General features: G+C 68.2%; 16 protein-coding genes and 1 pseudogene. 11 read left to right on the top strand and 6 right to left on the bottom strand.

Features of this window, described 5'->3' with window-relative positions; all coding sequences use genetic code 11:
• The coding region (locus BN972_RS00015; RefSeq protein ID WP_036351404.1) for a PE family protein at positions 1–825 on the bottom strand (825 nt) is incomplete at its 3' end.
• A 232-nt stretch (positions 826–1,057) separates the two neighbouring features.
• Here BN972_RS00015 and BN972_RS00020 point away from each other — a divergent pair.
• Positions 1,058–2,215 (top strand): CoA transferase, encoded by a 1,158-nt coding sequence (locus BN972_RS00020; protein WP_036351406.1) that lies wholly within the window; start codon positions 1,058–1,060, stop codon positions 2,213–2,215.
• A complete protein-coding gene (locus BN972_RS00025) occupies positions 2,209–3,510 on the top strand; it encodes an amidohydrolase family protein (RefSeq protein WP_036351408.1) in 1,302 nt (433 codons plus the stop codon). The genes BN972_RS00020 and BN972_RS00025 overlap by 7 nt, the downstream gene beginning before the upstream one ends.
• Positions 3,511–3,513: 3 nt before the next feature.
• On the opposite strand, the gene BN972_RS00030 is transcribed toward BN972_RS00025, so the two are convergent.
• Positions 3,514–4,410, bottom strand: a complete 897-nt coding sequence (locus BN972_RS00030; protein ID WP_036351409.1) for an alpha/beta hydrolase — start codon at positions 4,408–4,410, stop codon at positions 3,514–3,516.
• Positions 4,411–4,531: 121 nt separating this feature from the next.
• On the opposite strand from BN972_RS00030, the gene BN972_RS00035 reads away from it, so the two are divergent.
• From BN972_RS00035 to BN972_RS00070, 8 genes and pseudogenes are all read left to right on the top strand, one after another.
• Positions 4,532–5,179, top strand: a complete 648-nt coding sequence (locus BN972_RS00035) for a class I SAM-dependent methyltransferase (protein ID WP_036351411.1) — start codon at positions 4,532–4,534, stop codon at positions 5,177–5,179.
• 11 nt (positions 5,180–5,190) lie between these two features.
• Positions 5,191–6,438: a molybdopterin-dependent oxidoreductase gene (locus tag BN972_RS00040; protein WP_036351413.1), complete on the top strand. Its 1,248-nt coding sequence runs from the start codon at positions 5,191–5,193 to the stop codon at positions 6,436–6,438.
• 1 nt (position 6,439) lies between these two features.
• Positions 6,440–6,943: a hypothetical protein gene (locus BN972_RS00045; protein WP_036351416.1), complete on the top strand. Its 504-nt coding sequence runs from the start codon at positions 6,440–6,442 to the stop codon at positions 6,941–6,943.
• A 119-nt stretch (positions 6,944–7,062) separates the two neighbouring features.
• Positions 7,063–8,264: pseudogene (locus tag BN972_RS00050) on the top strand (alpha/beta fold hydrolase).
• A 44-nt stretch (positions 8,265–8,308) separates the two neighbouring features.
• Positions 8,309–9,718, top strand: coding sequence for a WS/DGAT/MGAT family O-acyltransferase (locus tag BN972_RS00055; protein ID WP_036351418.1), 1,410 nt, complete (start codon positions 8,309–8,311; stop codon positions 9,716–9,718).
• Positions 9,719–9,776: 58 nt separating this feature from the next.
• Entirely contained in the window at positions 9,777–10,556 is a 780-nt protein-coding gene (locus BN972_RS00060) for a crotonase/enoyl-CoA hydratase family protein (RefSeq protein ID WP_036351420.1), read from the top strand.
• Positions 10,557–10,646: 90 nt separating this feature from the next.
• The gene (locus BN972_RS00065; protein ID WP_036351422.1) at positions 10,647–12,140 is read left to right on the top strand and encodes a class I adenylate-forming enzyme family protein; all 1,494 of its coding nucleotides are present in this window, start codon (positions 10,647–10,649) and stop codon (positions 12,138–12,140) included.
• Positions 12,137–12,433 (top strand): hypothetical protein, encoded by a 297-nt coding sequence (locus BN972_RS00070; RefSeq protein WP_036351424.1) that lies wholly within the window; start codon positions 12,137–12,139, stop codon positions 12,431–12,433. Before BN972_RS00065 ends, BN972_RS00070 begins: the two co-directional genes overlap by 4 nt.
• A gap of 20 nt (positions 12,434–12,453) precedes the next feature.
• Here BN972_RS00070 and BN972_RS00075 read toward each other — a convergent pair whose 3' ends face one another.
• Together BN972_RS00075 and BN972_RS30765 are read right to left on the bottom strand one after the other, a co-directional pair.
• Positions 12,454–13,053, bottom strand: a complete 600-nt coding sequence (locus BN972_RS00075) for a TetR/AcrR family transcriptional regulator (RefSeq protein WP_235192336.1) — start codon at positions 13,051–13,053, stop codon at positions 12,454–12,456.
• 59 nt (positions 13,054–13,112) lie between these two features.
• Entirely contained in the window at positions 13,113–13,247 is a 135-nt protein-coding gene (locus tag BN972_RS30765; protein WP_261785857.1) for a hypothetical protein, read from the bottom strand.
• 227 nt (positions 13,248–13,474) lie between these two features.
• On the opposite strand from BN972_RS30765, the gene BN972_RS00080 reads away from it, so the two are divergent.
• Positions 13,475–14,263: a crotonase/enoyl-CoA hydratase family protein gene (locus BN972_RS00080; protein ID WP_200869686.1), complete on the top strand. Its 789-nt coding sequence runs from the start codon at positions 13,475–13,477 to the stop codon at positions 14,261–14,263.
• A gap of 26 nt (positions 14,264–14,289) precedes the next feature.
• Here the strand turns inward: BN972_RS00080 and BN972_RS00085 are convergent, their stop codons facing one another.
• Positions 14,290–15,765 (bottom strand): aldehyde dehydrogenase, encoded by a 1,476-nt coding sequence (locus BN972_RS00085; protein WP_036351429.1) that lies wholly within the window; start codon positions 15,763–15,765, stop codon positions 14,290–14,292.
• A 105-nt stretch (positions 15,766–15,870) separates the two neighbouring features.
• A complete protein-coding gene (locus BN972_RS00090; RefSeq protein WP_036351431.1) occupies positions 15,871–16,638 on the bottom strand; it encodes a class I SAM-dependent methyltransferase in 768 nt (255 codons plus the stop codon).
• Between the last annotated feature and the right edge of the window lie 12 nt (positions 16,639–16,650).

Genomic DNA, 16,650 nt, shown 5'->3' on the forward strand with positions numbered 1-16,650 from the left:
GCCGGCGCCGCCGGCCCCGCCACTGCCGCTGAAGCTGGTGCTACCGCCCGCACCACCGGATCCGCCATTGCCGAAGAGCAGCCCGCCGGAGCCGCCTGATGCGCCGTCGGCTCCATTGGCGAACGTGCTGGAACCGCCCGCTCCGCCGACGCCGCCGCTGCCCAGCAGATATGCCGAACCGCCGGCGCCACCGAGGCCGCCGGCACCGTTGCCACCTGCGCCGCCTGCCCCGCCGGCGCCGCCGTTACCCCAAAGCCAGCCACCGCTGCCGCCGGCACCGCCTGTCCCGCCGGCACCGTTCGACGAGCCGCCCACGCCCCCGGCGCCGCCGCTGCCGATCAGGCCGGCCGACCCACCGGCGCCACCGGCCTGTCCCGCTGCGCCGGACCCGCCGCGGCCGCCGTTACCCCACAGATAGCCGCCGGGCTGGCCGGGACTGCCGGTCCCGTCGACGCCGTTGGCACCGTCACCGATCAGCGGTCGTCCGAAGAGGGCCTCCGTGGGCGCGTTGATCAGATCGATCAGCGATTGCAGGGGGGAGGCGTTAGCCGTCTCGGCGGCGGCGTATGAGGCCGCGCCCGCCGACAGGCTCTGCAGGAACTGCTCGTGGAACGCCGCGGCCTGCGCGCTGATGGTTTGATAGGCCTGTCCGTGGCCGCCGAACAACGCCGCGATAGCGGCGGACACCTCGTCTTGGGCGGCCACCAGCACACTGGTGGTGGAGGCGGCGGCCAACGTGTTGGCCGATTCGATCGCCGAGCCGATTCCGGCGAGGTTCGAGGCCGCTGCGTGAAGCACGTCAGGTGCTGCGATGAGGAACGACATCGGGGAACCCGTCTACTCCTGACACGACCCCAGCGGGTCGTATGTAGTTATCCCCCGGTCTTGCATACTGGCTGAGCCGATACGAACGATAACGCAAATACTCCGTCCACATACTGCATTGCAGGCTATTTCTCAAAAACCATCCAGATAGTTTTGTTTTGTGGTTTGCGACACACCGTGGATTCGGTTGCCCCCGGCACGCCTCCGTTCGGACGGCGCGCACCATGGTGGAGTGGACGCGCGGTGGGCCGGCGAGTGGGGGCGCAGCGGGCTGGCCTACCTGACCGGCCTGCCGGACGGGCCGCCTGACTTCTCGCGCGCGCACGTGCTGGAACGGGCGAACCGTCTGGCGTCGGACGCGGCCACGTTGCTCAGCGGACGGGCCGGTCTGCTGGGTTTGACGCGCAGAGGGCGGGTGTCGGCGGGTGGTGCCACCCGATTAATGGCGGCCCGTGACGGCTGGTGCGCCATCACGCTGTCCCGCCCGGACGACATCGCGGCGGTTCCCGCGCTGTTGGGTTTGGCTGAGGCGGAGGATGATCCCTGGCCGGCGGTGCAGCGCTGGGTGGCGACGTGTACGGCCGCGGACGTCGTCGGCCGCGCGGGATTGCTCGACATTCCCGCGGCCGCCCTCGGCGAAGCGACCGCCGCGCCCCCGGAGGTCCGGCGGGTCGCGCCCCGGGTGTCCCCGCGCGGTCCGCGCGGCTTGCTGGTGGCCGACCTGTCCTCCATGTGGGCCGGACCGTTGTGTGGGCAGCTGCTGGTCCGGGCCGGTGCCACCGTCGTCAAGGTGGAGAGTCCCGCCCGTCCGGACGGCACCCGGACTGGCCACCCCGGCTTCTTCGACTGGATCAACGGCGGGAAGCTGTCCTACTGCCTGGATTTCGACAGGCAGGCCGACGAGCTGCGGGCGCTGCTGGCGGTCGCCGACGTGGTGATCGAAGGATCGCGGCCCGAGGCGCTGGCCCGACGGGCCCTCGGCCCGAACGACATCACGCCGCGGGACGGCCGGATCTGGGTGCGGATCACCGGGCACGGGGCCCGTTCCCGGCGCCCCGCTTTCGGCGACGACGCGGCGGTGGCAGGGGGGCTGGTCGGAGCCGCCGGCGGTCCGGTCTTCTGCGCGGACGCCATCGCAGACCCGCTGTCCGGGCTGGAGGCCCACCGGGCCGTGGTCGAGTCGCTGGATCGGGGTGGTGGTGAGCTGATCGAGATCTCGATGGCGGCCGTCGCCGGGACTTACGCGAGGCTGCCGCTGCACACCTCGGCCACCGAGTTGCCCGCACCGCCGCCGCCGGCACCCTCTGTGTCGGCCACCGCGGCCGCCCTCGGCGCCGACAACGCCGCAATTCGTCAGCTCATCGACGAAAAACGCTGTCTGCCATGCTGATTCACCGAGCTACCCTACTGGACGGGACGGCTGCCGACATCCGCGTCGGCGCCCGGATCGAGGAGGTGGGTCAACGGCTGACCCCGCGACGCGGCGAGGCGGTGCTGGACGCGGGCGGCGCGGCAGTACTGCCCGGGTTGCACGATCACCACGTCCACCTGCGGTCGGCGGCCCAGGCGCTGGATTCACTCTCCGTTGGCCCGCCGACCGTACGCACCAAAGACCAACTCACCCATGCTCTTTCGCATGCGGTGCCGGGTCCGGACGGGTGGATCCGCGCCGTCGGCTACCACGAATCGGTAGCCGGGGAACTGAACCGGGCGACTCTGGACGCCGTGCTGGCCCACATTCCGGTGCGCATCCAGCATCGCAGCGGCGCGCTGTGGGTGCTCAACTCCGCGGCGCTGGGCCGGGTCGGGCTGCCCGGCCATCCCGATGGCCGGTTACGCAGCGCCGACCCGTGGTCGGATGCGTTGCAGCGCCGGGAAAGTGACTTGGCCGAGCTCAGTCGGCGTATCACCGCCACCGGCGTCACCGGGGTCACCGACGCCACACCAGACCTCGACGCCAACGACCTGGTCTCGCTGATGATGGCGCATCGCAGCCGTGAGTTCCGGCCCGGCGTGCGGCTGCTCGCTCCGGGCAAGAAGATTCTGCACGACGATCGCCTTGATCTGGACGCGCTGACCGCATGGATCCGCGATCGTCACCACCTCGGCCAGCCCGTCGCCGTGCACTGCGTGACGGCGGCCCAGCTGGTGGTCACCATCGCGGCGCTGAAGGACGCCGGCAGCCACCCGCTGGACCGCATCGAGCATGCGGCCGTGGTGCCCGAAGACAATCTGGCTGACCTGGCCGAGTTGGGCGTTACCGTTGTCACCCAGCCGAATTTCGTTGCCGAGCGCGGTGATCAGTACCTGGCCGATGTACCGGCCCACGAGATCGACCAGCTCTGGCGGGTCGCCTCGCTGCGCCGGGCCGGGGTCTCGGTCGCGCTGTCCACCGATATGCCGTTCGGTCACGGCGATCCGTGGGCGGCGATGCGAGCCGCGGTGTCCCGGACCACACCCAGCGGCGTAATTCTCAACGGTGCCGAATGTGTCACGCCCACTGCGGCTTTGACGATGTTCCTGGGTTGGCCGGATCGCCCGGACCGGCCGCGTACCGTCGAGATCGGCGAACCGGGGGACCTGTGCGTGCTGTCCGAGCCGCCCGCGGTGGCGTTGGCCGAGTTGGATGCGGCCCTGGTGGCCGCCACCGTGATCAGGGGTGAACTCGTCTACTTCGCCATGTGAGGGTCAACCCGCCAGCGCGGTCCGGACGGCGTCACACTGCTGGCGGAAAAACTGCTGCGACACAGACACTTTCGGAAGTACGAGGTCGAATCCGTGGAAAGCGCCCGGGACCGTCTGGACGTCGCATGGCACTCCGGCCGCGCGTAGTCGATCGGCGTAAGCGAGATCCTCGTCGTGGAAAAGGTCGTGGGTACCAACCCCGATCCAGGCCGGGGGCAGTCCGCTGAGGTCCTCGCGCCGCCCGGGCACCGCCGCCGAGGGATCGGCGTCCCCCAGGTACGCCGCCCAGCCGAACTCGTTGGCCCGCGGATCCCACAACCGGTGCCGGGCATCGGCCGGTGCCGAGGCGCTCCGGTCGTCCAGCATCGGGTACACCAGCAGCTGAAAAACGGGTGTGATCTCGGCGCGGTCCCGGGCCAGCAGGGCCAGCGCCGCGGCGAGGCCACCACCGGCACTGGCGCCGCCGATGACGATCCGAGCGGGGTCGACCGCGGGCAGTTTCGCCAGCCAGGCCAGGGCCGAATAGCAGTCTTCCAGCGGCACTGGGTATGGATGCTCAGGTGCCAGGCGGTAGTCCACCGATGCGACGGTGACGCCCAGCGCACGGCAGAAGCGCATGCACAGCTGGTCGTCCTGCTTGGCATTGCCGATCACGTAGCCGCCGCCGTGAATCCACAGCAGGGCCGGTCCCGGTTCGGTGACCCCGGTGGGCCGATAGAGTCGCACACCCACACCGGACCCCAGGGTGAGCACCTCCACTCCGCGCGGCGTGCGCCCGTCGTTGAGCGGCATCAACGCCCGCATCAGCCGCAACGTTCGGGGTCCCACCAGTCGCCGCGGCGCAATACGCGCAAGCCGGCGCAGATCGGGATGGACTTCGTCGTTCGCAGTGGCGGCCATCGAATCAGTATCTACGGAGCTCAATCCGCCCCTGCTTCGGCTCCGAATCTTCAGCAGTGAGTGTCGGGTTGGCCGAGCACGGCGAGTAGTCGCTGGCGTGCTCAAACACGAAGGGCGTGGAATGCTGGGGCATCTGTACGAACGCGCACTTGGCGGCGAAAGATGTTGGATCAGACATGACGATGGCGAGTTGCGGCCCCTGCCCGCCGAGCGGTGGTTGGGCCGACTCGAGGCCGGCGCCGCGCGCCAGACGGACCACGCGTTCGACGAGGCGGTGGCGCGGCTGTGCAACGGTCCGACCATCGAATTGGGTTGTGGGCCAGCGCGATTGGTGGCCCGTTTGGTGCGCCAGGGAATACCCGCGTTGGGCGTCGACCGCTCGGCGGCGGCGATCCGGCTCGCCGGTCGCGGTGGTGCGCCGGCCCTGTGGGGCGATGTGTTCGAACCGTTGCCCGGCACCGGTCATTGGCAGACGGTGTTGCTGGTCGACGGCAACGTCGGGCTCGGCGGCGATCCGCTGCGCATTCTGCGCCGGGCCGCCGAACTCTTGTGTCGTGGTGGACGTTGCGTTGTCGAATTCGACGCCCGGGCAATCGGCGTCCAGGACCGTTGGGTCCGGCTCGAGTCCGGTGGCGAGGTCGGGACGTGGTTCCGCTGGGCGGCGGTTGGGGTCGACAGCGCCGCGACGCTCGCCGCGCAGGCCGGCCTCACACCCACCGGAGTCCGGTGGATCGGTGGCCGGGTCGTTGTGACTCTGGCCGTCAGCTGAGGCAGGTAGAGATGCGAATTCCCTCCCCGTTCGCCCGATTCAACAGTCCGCTGCGCGGTCCGTGGCTGACATCGGTGTTCGGGTTGGCGTTGCTGGTCAGCCTGCCCATCGTCATCATCACCGGCCTGCTGTCCTACATCGCTTACTCGCCGCAGCTCGGTCAGGCCATCCCCGCCGACGTCGGGTGGCTGCGGCTGCCGCTGTTCGCCTGGCCCACCTCGCCGTCCTGGTTGTATCGGCTGACCCAGGGATTGCATGTGGGCCTGGGGCTGGTGATCATCCCGGTGGTGCTGGCCAAGTTGTGGTCGGTGATCCCGAAACTGTTCGAATGGCCGCCGGTGCGCTCGATCGCCCAGCTGCTCGAACGGGTTTCGCTGCTGATGCTCGTTGGTGGGGTGCTCTTCGAGATCGTCACCGGCGTGCTCAACATCCAGTACGACTACATCTTCGGATTCAGTTTCTATGACGCGCATTACTTCGGTGCCTGGGTCTTCATCGCCGGCTTCCTGACACACATCAGCCTGAAAATTCCCCGGATGATCACCGGTCTGCGAGCGATGTCAATGCGTAAAGTGTTGCGCACCAACTTATCCGAAACACAACCAGAGCCGCCAGATGACAGCGGACTGGTGGCCGTCGACCCGGCACCCCCGACCGTGAGCCGGCGCGGTGCACTGGGTTTGGTCGGTTCCGGTGTGCTGCTGCTGGCCGCGCTGACGGCCGGTCAGACCCTCGGCGGCCCGGCGCGCAGCCTGGCCCTGTTGCTACCACGGGGCAGGCCCGGACCGGGCAATCGCGACTTTCCAGTCAACCGCACGGCCGCCGTCGCCGGCATCACGCCCGACCGGGTGGGCCCGGCCTGGCGTTTGACGTTGGGCGGCGGCCCCGCGCCGGTGGTGCTGGACCGCGCTGCGCTGGCCGCCCTGCCGCAGCACACCGCGCGGTTGCCGATCGCGTGCGTGGAAGGTTGGTCGACGGTACAGACGTGGAGCGGGGTGCGGCTGGCCGACCTGGCCCGGCTGGCTGGGGTGCCGTCTCCGGCGTTGGCGCACGTGCGGTCGCTGGAGCGGGGCGGCGCCTTCGGGCAGGCCAAGTTGGCGGCCAATCAGCTGCTTGATCCGGATGCGCTGCTAGCGCTGCGGGTCAACAACGCCGACCTGTCGCCGGACCATGGCTATCCGGCCCGGATCGTCGTGCCGGCGCTACCTGGTGTGCACAACACCAAATGGGTCGCCTCAATCGACTTCGTAGCGAGCTGAAATGCGAGGCTTCACAAGGCTTTTCGCCAGGCACTACGGCTCACACCCGCTGCATCTGCTGACCATGGCGGCCGGGTTTGCGCTGGCGGGTTACGTGGTGGTGACCATCACGCCCGCCGCGTTGTGGAATCCCCATACCTGGTGGCAGTCCATCATCGTGTGGTTCGCTGCCGCGGTGATCGGCCACGACCTGCTGCTCTACCCGATCTATGCGCTGGTCGACGCCGTGGTCGGCCGAAGCGTGCCGCGGCGGCGCGTAGAAATACCGGCACACAACTACATTCGTATTCCGGCGCTGGGAGCCGGGCTGACTTTGCTGGTCTTCCTGCCGGGCATCATCGAGCAGGGCGCGCCGACGTACCACGCGGCGACCGGCCAGACCCAGCAATTGTTCCTGGGACGCTGGCTGATGTTGGTCGCGGCCATGTTCGCTGCCAGCGCGATCCTGTATGGCGCCCGCGTGTTCCGGGCGCGTCGTCGGCCCGAACAGCAAACTGGAGAATAGCTTGCGAAAGGGTTTGAACCGGTGAAGAGCAAACCCTCAGACGCAGCTTTCCCCGACACCGGCGCGGAACCGCAAGATTAAGGGTGTTATTACCCCCTGGTAGGGGTACGCTCCCCTCCATGTCGGCGACTGGACAGTCCAATTCCTGCGTCAAGCGGCTGCTTCGCGCCCGTCCCTCTGATTACCTGCTGGCAATGAGTAAAGCCGGAGCGTCGCTGCCGGTGGTGGGCAAGCGTCTCGAACCGCTCGGCACCGTCGCCGCGATGAGCGTCTGGGGCATGCGGTTCGCACCGGAACTGATGTCCACGTCGGCCAAGAGCTGGTTCACCCCCGGCAACGGCGAGGTGCGCCGCCGGGACCGCGAAAGCACCACCGAGGTGTCCATCGCAGCGCTGCGCGGCATGGTCTCGGCCGCCGAACTGGATGTGGAGTGGCCCGCGGCGGAACGCACACCGCCATTCTGGGAAGCTCTGCGCCAGCAGAAGTACCTGTACCGCCGCAATGTCCACTACGGCGACCACCCGGTCCAGACCCTGGACGTGTGGCGTCGCCCGGACCTGCCCGCCGAACCGGCGCCGGTGATGATCTTCGTGCCGGGCGGTGCCTGGGTGCACGGCAGTCGCAAGATGCAGGGCTCCGCGTTGATGTCGCGGCTGGCCGAACAGGGCTGGGTATGCCTGGCGATCGACTACCGGGTCTCGCCGCACAACCGCTGGCCACGGCACATCACCGATGTCAAGACCGCCATCGCCTGGGCGCGGGCCAACGTGGACAAATTCGGTGGCGATCGTGACTTCGTCACCGTGGCGGGTTGTTCGGCCGGCGGGCACCTGGCCGCGCTGGCCGGTCTGACCGCCAACGACCCGCAATTCCAGGCCAAGCTGCCCGACGGCGCCGACAGCTCGGTCGACGCGGTCGTCGGGATCTACGGTCGCTACGACTTCGAGGACCGCTCCACCCCCGAACGCGTCCGATTCGTCCACTTCGTGGAGAAGGTCGTCATCCAGCGCTCCATCGCCCGGCATCCCGAGATCTTCCGCGACGCGTCACCGATCGCCCGAGTGCACCGGAACGCGCCGCCGTTCCTGGTGATTCACGGCAGCAAAGACAGCGTGATCCCGGTGGCCCAGGCACGCGGAGTTTCGTCGAGCGGTTGCGCGCCGTATCGACCTCGGCGGTCAATTACGTGGAGCTGCCGGGCGCCGGGCACGGCTTTGACATGCTCGACGGCCCCCGCGCGGGCGCGATGGCGCACGCCACGGGCCTGTTCCTCAACCAGGTGCATCGCACCCGAAATCAGTTCGCCAAAGAGGTCATCTGACGGTCGGCCGATTGTAAGGTCGCGCGTATGGGTAGGGGACTGCGGTGAAGCGGCTCAGCGGCTGGGACGCGGTGCTGTTGTACAGCGAGACGCCGAACGTGCACATGCACACCATCAAAGTGGCCATCATCGAACTCGATCCGGAGCGGCGCGGCTTCACCATCGACGCGTTCCGCCAGGTGATCGCCGGCCGGATGGACAAGCTGGTCCCGCTCGGCTACCAGCTGATCGACGTCCCGTTCAAGTTCCACCACCCGATGTGGCGGGAGAACTGCGAAGTCGACTTCGAGTACCACATCCGGCCCTGGAAGTTGGACCCGCCGGGTGGTCGTCGCGAACTCGACGAGGCGATCGGCAAGATCGCCAGCACCCCGCTGGACCGGGCGCACCCGCTGTGGGAGATGTACTTCGTCGAGGGCCTGGCCAATGACCGGATCGCGGTGGTGCTCAAGATCCACCACGCACTGGCCGACGGGGTGGCGTCGGCGAACCTGATGGCGCACGGCATGGATTTGATGCCGACCCCGCAGAGCGGCTCGTACCAGAGCGACTCCGCGCCCAGCAAGCGTGAGCTGGTCAGCGCGGCGTTTGTGGACCACATGCGCCACATCGGCCGGATCCCGGCGACGATCCGCTACACCGCCCAGGGCGTGCGACGGGTGCGGCGCAGCTCGCGCAAGCTGTCCCCCGAGCTGACCATGCCGTTCACACCGCCGCCGACCTTCATGAACCACATGCTCACCCCCGAGCGCCGGTTCGCCACGGCCACGCTGGCGCTCGCCGACGTCAAGGCGACGGGCAAGAAGCTGGGCGCCACCATCAACGACATGGTGCTGGCGATGTCCTCCGGCGCGCTGCGCACGCTGCTGCTGCGCTACGACGGCAAAGCCGTTCCGCTGCTGGCGTCGGTTCCGGTGAGTTTCAACTTCGACCCGGAGCGGATTTCCGGCAACTACTTCAGCGGGATGATGGTGGCCATTCCGGCCGATCTCGACGATCCGCTGGAGCGGGTGCAGGCCGCGCACGACAACGCGGTCTGGGCCAAGGAGAGCCATCAACTGCTGGGGCCCGAGCTGATCAGCCGCTGGGCGGCGTACTGGCCGCCGTCGGGGACCGAGGCCCTGTTCCGTTACCTGGCCAGCCGGGACGGGCAAAACAAGGTATTGAACCTGAACATCTCGAACGTGCCGGGACCGCGGGAGCGCGGCCGGGTGGGCGGCGCCCTGGTCACCGAGATCTATTCGGTGGGCCCGCTGACCGCGGGCAGCGGCCTGAACATCACCGTATGGAGCTATGTCGATCAGCTCAACATCTCGGTGCTCAGCGACGGTGCGACCGTCAAGGACCCGCACGAGGTGACCGAGGCGATGGTCGCGGACTTCCTTCAGATACGAAGGGCCGCCGGCATTTCCGAAGACTTGACGGTCGTCGCGGACGCCATGGCGCCGGCCTGACCGGCCGTTACATTGACCGGCCGATCCGTCACGCGGGCCGACCGCTACCATCTGCACTGTGAGCGACGAAGCTAACACCGAACCCGAGGTCCTCGTCGAGCAGCGCGACCGGATCCTGATCATCACCATCAACCGCCCGAAGGCCAAGAACGCGGTGAACGCCGCGGTCAGCCGCGGCCTGGCCGATGCCATGGATCGGCTCGACGGCGACGCCGGCCTGTCGGTGGCGGTCCTGACCGGCGCCGGAGGCTCGTTCTGCGCGGGCATGGACCTCAAGGCGTTCGCCCGCGGCGAAAACGTCGTCGTCGAGGGCCGCGGCATGGGCTTCACCGAACGCCCGCCCGCCAAGCCGCTGATCGCCGCGGTCGAGGGCTACGCGCTGGCCGGTGGTACCGAGCTGGCGCTGGCTACGGATCTGATTGTGGCGGCGCGGGATTCGGCCTTCGGGATACCCGAGGTCAAGCGCGGACTGGTGGCCGGCGGTGGCGGACTGCTGCGGCTACCCGAGCGTATTCCGTACGCGATCGCCATGGAGCTGGCCCTGACCGGTGACCAGATTTCCGCCGAACGAGCGCACGAGCTGGGCCTGGTCAACATTGTGGCCGAGCCGGGCGGGGCGCTGGACGCGGCGATCGCGCTGGCCGAGAAGATCACCGCCAACGGACCGCTGGCGGTGGCCGCCACCAAGCGGATCATCACCGAATCTCGCGGGTGGACATTGGAAAACCGGTTCGCCAAGCAGATCGAGATCCTGGCGCCGATCTTCATGTCCAACGACGCCAAGGAAGGCGCGATCGCGTTCGCCGAGAAGCGCCCCCCGCGCTGGACCGGCACCTGATTCGCGTCTGCTCGCGGGAACCTATCGCCGCCCATCAGTTACACTATCGGCAAGATTTGTAAAGGGTCGCGGATCTCAGAAGGATCGAGGATGAGCATTTCGTTGCTTCTCGAGATGGCTGTGTCGGGCAACCCCGACCGCACCGCGGTCGTCTCCGGGGACCTGCGGCTCACCACTCAGCAGCTCAGCGACCTCGCCGACGGCGGCGCTGGCGCGATCGCCGCCTCCGGTGCCGGGCACGTTGTGTACGTCGGGGTCGGCGGCGCGATGCTGCCGCTGCTGATCTTCGCCAGCGCGCGCGCTGGGCTGGCTTTCACGCCGATCAATTACCGGCTGTCCGCGGACGGCATCCAGGCCCTGATCGACCGGCTGCCCGACCCGCTGGTGATCGTCGACCAGCGCTACCGCGACACGCTCGGGGACGTCTCGAAGCGACTGATCACCTCCGACGACTTCGTCGAAGCCGCCCGCACCGCCGAACCCGCAGCCGAGTTCCCCGACCCGGACTCCGTTGCGATCGTACTCTTCACCTCGGGCACCACCTCGCAGCCCAAGGCCGTCGAGCTCACGCACAACAACCTGACCAGCTATGTCACCGGGACTGTCGAATTCGATTCGGCAGCGCCGGAGGACGCGGCCCTGATCTGCGTTCCGCCATACCACATCGCCGGCGTCGGTGCGGCGTTGTCCAACCTGTACGCGGGCCGAAAGATGGTCTACCTGACCAACTTTGACGCCCAGGAATGGGTACGGCTGGCCAGCGAGGAGCGGGTGACCACAGCGACCGTCGTGCCGACCATGCTGGATCGCATCGTCGCGGTGCTGGAATCGGGCGAGCACCGGCCGGCCGCGCTGCGCAACCTCGCCTACGGCGGCTCGAAAGTGGGCCTGCCGCTGGTGCGCCGGGCCCTCGAGTTGTTGCCGGAGGTCGGCTTCGTCAACGCCTACGGCCTCACCGAAACCAGCTCGACGATTGCGGTGCTGACGCCCGAGGACCATCGCGACGCGCACTCGGCCACGGACGCCGCCGCGGCCCGGCGGCTGGGTTCGGTGGGAAGGCCGGTGCCCGGCATCGAGCTGGAGATCCGGGCCGAGGACGGCACCGTGTTGGGCCCGGGGGAAACCGGCGAGCTGTTCGTGCGCGGCGAGCAGGTCTCCGGCCGGTACACCGGGATTGGCTCCGTGCTCGACGAAAACGGTTGGTTCCCAACCAAAGACGTCGCGATGCTGGACGAGGAGGGCTACCTGTTCATCGGTGGCCGCAGCGACGACACCATCATCCGCGGCGGGGAGAACATCGCGCCCGCCGAGCTGGAGGAGGTGCTCATCGAGCATCCGCACGTGCGTGACGTCGCGGTGGTCGGGGTCGAGGATCCGCAGTGGGGCCAGGCGATTGTGGCCGTGGTGGTCCCGCGCAGTGGCGTCGAGCCCGACCCGGACGAGCTGCGTGAGTATGTCCGACGGAGTTTGCGGGGGTCGCGTACGCCGGACCGAGTAGTGTTTCGCGACGAGCTGCCAACCACCGCCACCGGCAAGGTACTTCGCCGGGAGATCATCGAAAACCTAGCAGGGGCACAAACATGATCAAGAACGGAACCCGCCTGGCCAGCCAGGTCTGTGACACCCAGGTCATCGTCGTCAGGAGCGCCGACAGCCTCGACGACTTGCGCTGCGGCGGTGCGCCGATGGTGGAGATGGGTGCACCGCGATCCGGTGAGCTGGACCCCGAATTCGCCGATGGCAGCGTGATGGGCAAGCGCTACGTCGACGAGGCCGGCGCGGAACTGCTGGTAACCAAGCCCGGCGCGGGCAGCCTGAGCATCGGCCAGACCAAGCTGACCCTGAAGGAAGTCAAGCCGCTCCCGGCCAGCGACTGAGGCGGGCCGCGCTGACGGAGCTAGCGGTCCATTCCGTTGCGCCGGACGAATTCCCTTGCCTTGATTAGGAATTCGAGTTGTTCGCCGACCTCGCGCAGTGGGCGGGTGCTGTGCGTCGACCGGCAGAGCACGATGGCGCCTTCCAGGGCGGAGATCGATGTCACCGCCAGTGAAGAGGCCGTTTCCTCATCGAAGCCCTCCGTGACGAACGCGCGGGCCATCGCGGTACACCAGCGTCCCAGGATGAGGCCGGCTTCAGCGGACAACCCGAGTTCGTCATCGGCCGAGCCGATCGCGGCGGCGACAACGGGACATCCGGCGTTGAATTCGCCGTCGGACAGCAGGCGCTCCCAAAACTGGACGAACTCGCGGATCAGCGCCCGCGCGCCGCGGTCCACCGCGTCGTCGATGGTGGCGGTGATGGATTCACCGGCGTACCGCAGCGCCTCGGTCAGGATCTGATTGCGTCCCTCGGGAAAGTGGTAATACACCGAGCCACGGGGGGCGCCGCTGCGGGACAGGACCGCATCGATGGTGACGCCAGCCGCCCCGCGCTCACGCATCACCTGCGCAGCGCTGACGAGCATCTTCTTGCGGGTACTCACACGACCGGTCGTCATGAACGGGTCCCGCGCGAGATCCGTGGACGTTGGCATTGGTCGTTAGGCTCCTGTGCTGATCAAGCGGCGGGCACGTGGCCCGGCTGCGGGGTCGGACTGGCCACCTCGCGTCGGTGGAACCGGAGGCGGCGACGGTAGGTGGGCAGTTCGCGGGTATATCGATAGCCGGCGACGTTGATCTCGATGATCCACATGTTTTTCTCCCACAGGGGGTGGTGCTCTCACGTGCCGGTGGCCTCCAGCTCATGACTATGCCAGTTAGCATATTAAACATTAGTGTAAGTAAGCAAGTTTTAATCTTTGGCTGAGAAAAAAGCGCCGGTGAACGTGAGGAAGACCACCGTGCGAGCCAGGTTTGAATCCCGAGGGGACCTCCCAAGGATTATGCTCTATTGCATAATTTCGCGTTCTGGGGTTCACTGTGGCAATGACAAGCACCGTGTCCGTCGAGCGGGACGGGCATGTCCTGCTGATCGGCTTGAATCGCCCCGAAAAGCGCAACTCGTTCAACCGCGCGATGATCGCGGAGTTGTCCCGGGCCTACGCGCTGCTGGAATCCGACCCCGAACTGCGCGCCGGCGTGCTGTTCGCCCACGGTGACCACTTCACAGCCGGACTGGACCTGGTCGACGTCGGGCCCGCCGTTGCCGGCGGGGAAGACCTGATGCCCAAGGACGGTCGCGACCCCTTCCGCTTGGACGGCACCTGGACCACACCTCTGGTCGCCGTGGCGCACGGCTGGTGCATGACCTTGGGCATCGAACTGCTGCTGGCCGCCGACATCCGGATCGCCGCGGCGGGTACCCGCTTCACCCAGATGGAAGTGCTGCGCGGCATCTATCCGTTCGGCGGTGCGACGATCCGCCTGCCCCGCGAAGCCGGCTGGGGCAACGCGATGCGATGGTTGCTCACCGGCGACGAGTTCGACGCGGCCGAGGCGTACCGGATCGGCCTGGTCCAGGAGGTCACCGACGATGCCGGGGCCGCGTTGGCCAGTGCGCGACAGATCGCGCAGACCATCGCCGAGCGCGCCGCGCCACTGGGCGTGCGGGCCACGGTGGCCTCAGCACACCTGGCCCGCGAGCAGGGTCAGGCGGCCGCCGCGCAACGGCTCGCCCCCGTCGTCAAGGAATTGTTCGCCAGCGCGGACGCCGCCGAGGGCGTGCAGTCGTTCATCGAGCGCCGTGCGGCCCGCTTCCAGGGTCGCTGACCGCCACTACATGCCCGGCAGGGGCGCTACTCGACGGTGTAGCCCATCGGCATCAGCACGCTCTTCTGCTGGGTGAAGTGCTCCACGCCCTCGGGCCCGTTCTCGCGCCCGATGCCGGAGTTCTTGTACCCACCGAACGGACAGCACGGGTCGAACGCATACCAGTTGATCGCGTAGGTCCCGGTGCGGATCTTCTCCGAGATCTCGATGCCCTTCGGCACATCGGAGGTCCACACGCTGCCCGCCAGCCCGTACACCGAGTCGTTGGCGATCTTGATCGCGTCCTCGACGGTGTCGTAGGGAATGATCGCCAGCACCGGCCCGAAGATCTCCTCCTGGGCGATCGTCATCTTATTGTCGACATCGGCGAACACCGTGGGCTGGACGAAGAATCCGTCGTCCAAACCTTCGGGGCGGCCGCCGCCGCAGACCAGCCGTGCGCCCTCCTCGATGCCTTTGGCGATGTAACCCTCGACGCGCGCACGCTGCTTCTCCGAGATCAGGGAACCGATCTGGGCGCTCGGGTCCGACGGCGGACCGACCGGCAGCGCCTGCACGAAAGCGCTTACCGCGTCCACGATTTCGTCGTAACGCGACCGGGGCGCCAGGATCCGGGTCTGGCCGACGCACGCCTGGCCGGTGTTCATGATCCCGGAGAACACCATCATCGGGACCGCCGAGGCCAGGTCGACGTCTTCGAGCACGATGGCCGCCGACTTCCCGCCGAGTTCCAGCGTGCACGGCTTGAGCAGCTCGGCTGCGCGACGGCCGATTTCCTTTCCGACGGCCGAGCTGCCGGTGAAGGTGAACAGGTCTACATCGGTGTTGGCGGTCAGCGCCTGGCCGGTCTCGATGCCGCCGGGCACCACCGACAGAACCCCTTCAGGCAACCCGGCGTCGGCGAATACCTCCGCCAAAGCGTTCGCGGTCAGCGGGGTTTCAGCGGCCGGCTTGAGCACCACGGTGCAGCCCGCCAGCAACGCGGGTCCCAGCTTGTTGACCGCCAGGAACAGCGGCACGTTCCACGCCACGATGGCGGCCACTACACCGATCGGCTCACGGTGCACGATGGTCTGGCCGTAGGAGCCGGTACGCAACTCACGCCATTTGACCTGGTCGACGGCCGGTCCGGCGAAGAAGTTCAGCGCCCCCATCGTTCCCATCCAGTGCATGGTCTCGATGGTCATCGGCGGCTGGCCGGTCTCGTCGGCGAGCAGCTTGGCGAACAGTTCCTTGCGCTCCTCGAGCAATTGCAGCGCCTTGGCGATGACGGCGGCGCGCTCCTTGGGCGCGGTGGTGGGCCACGGGCCGCTGTCGAATGCGGCGCGGGCCGCGGCGACCGCGGCGTCGACGTCGGCCGCCGCCGCCAGCGGGACCTTGCCGACGTACTCGCCGGTCGCCGGGCAGTGCACCTCGATGACCTGGTCGGTCGATGGCTGGGTCCACTTGCCGCCGATGAAGAGCTTGTCGTATTCGGTCGCCTGGCTCACGGTCTGGGTCATTCCGCCGTTCCTCCTCCTTGCTCCACGCCCGCGTCCTAGTCGAACGCCGCCGGCAGTGATACGCGCCACCCTACCGAAGCCGCAGCGAGATTAGAACCTGTTCCATTATTGCGGCGACAGGACCAGCACCAGATTGCTGACGGCGAACTCCCGCAACACCGGCACCGAGGTCAGCCACCAGGCCCATCGCGGGTGGTAGCGAGGGAAAGTCGCCACCGCGGCACCGGTACTGGCGGCCCAGTCCAGGCCCGCCGCGGCGGACACGGCGAACAACGACGACCCGTAGTCGTTCTTGGCCGGATGACCGTGTTTGCGGGCGTACATCGCCGCCGCCCGGGCGCCGCCGAGGTAATGCGTCAGGCCCATCTCATGGCCCCCGAACGGTCCCAGCCAGACGGTGTAGGACAACACGACCAGCCCGCCCGGCCGGGTCACCCGCAGCATTTCGTTGCCCAGTTGCCAGGGCCGCGGGACGTGTTCGGCGACGTTGGACGACAGGCAGATGTCCACTGAGTCGTCGGCGAACGGGAGCGCCATGCCGGAGGCCCGGACGATGGCGCCGGAGTGCCGCGCCACCACCGGCTCGGCGGCGTGGCTCTCGGACGGGTCGGGTTCGACGCCGACGTAGCGCGCCCCGGCGGCGTCGAATGCCGCCGCGAAATAGCCGGGTCCGCCGCCGACGTCGAGCAGCGTGCGCCCGGTCAGATCGGCACCCGTCGCGGCCCGCCACAAATCCTCGACCATGCCGGCCGTGTCCGCGGCCAACGCGCCGTAGAACCGCGCCGGGTCGGTCTGCTCAAACCGGAACTCCGACAGCAGGCGCAACGAGCGGCGTAGCGTCGCGCGCCGCGCGAAGATGCCGGTCACGCCCACGCGGCCACCATA

Source organism: Mycobacterium asiaticum DSM 44297, assembly GCF_000613245.1.
In the GTDB taxonomy this organism is placed as follows: domain Bacteria; phylum Actinomycetota; class Actinomycetes; order Mycobacteriales; family Mycobacteriaceae; genus Mycobacterium; species Mycobacterium asiaticum.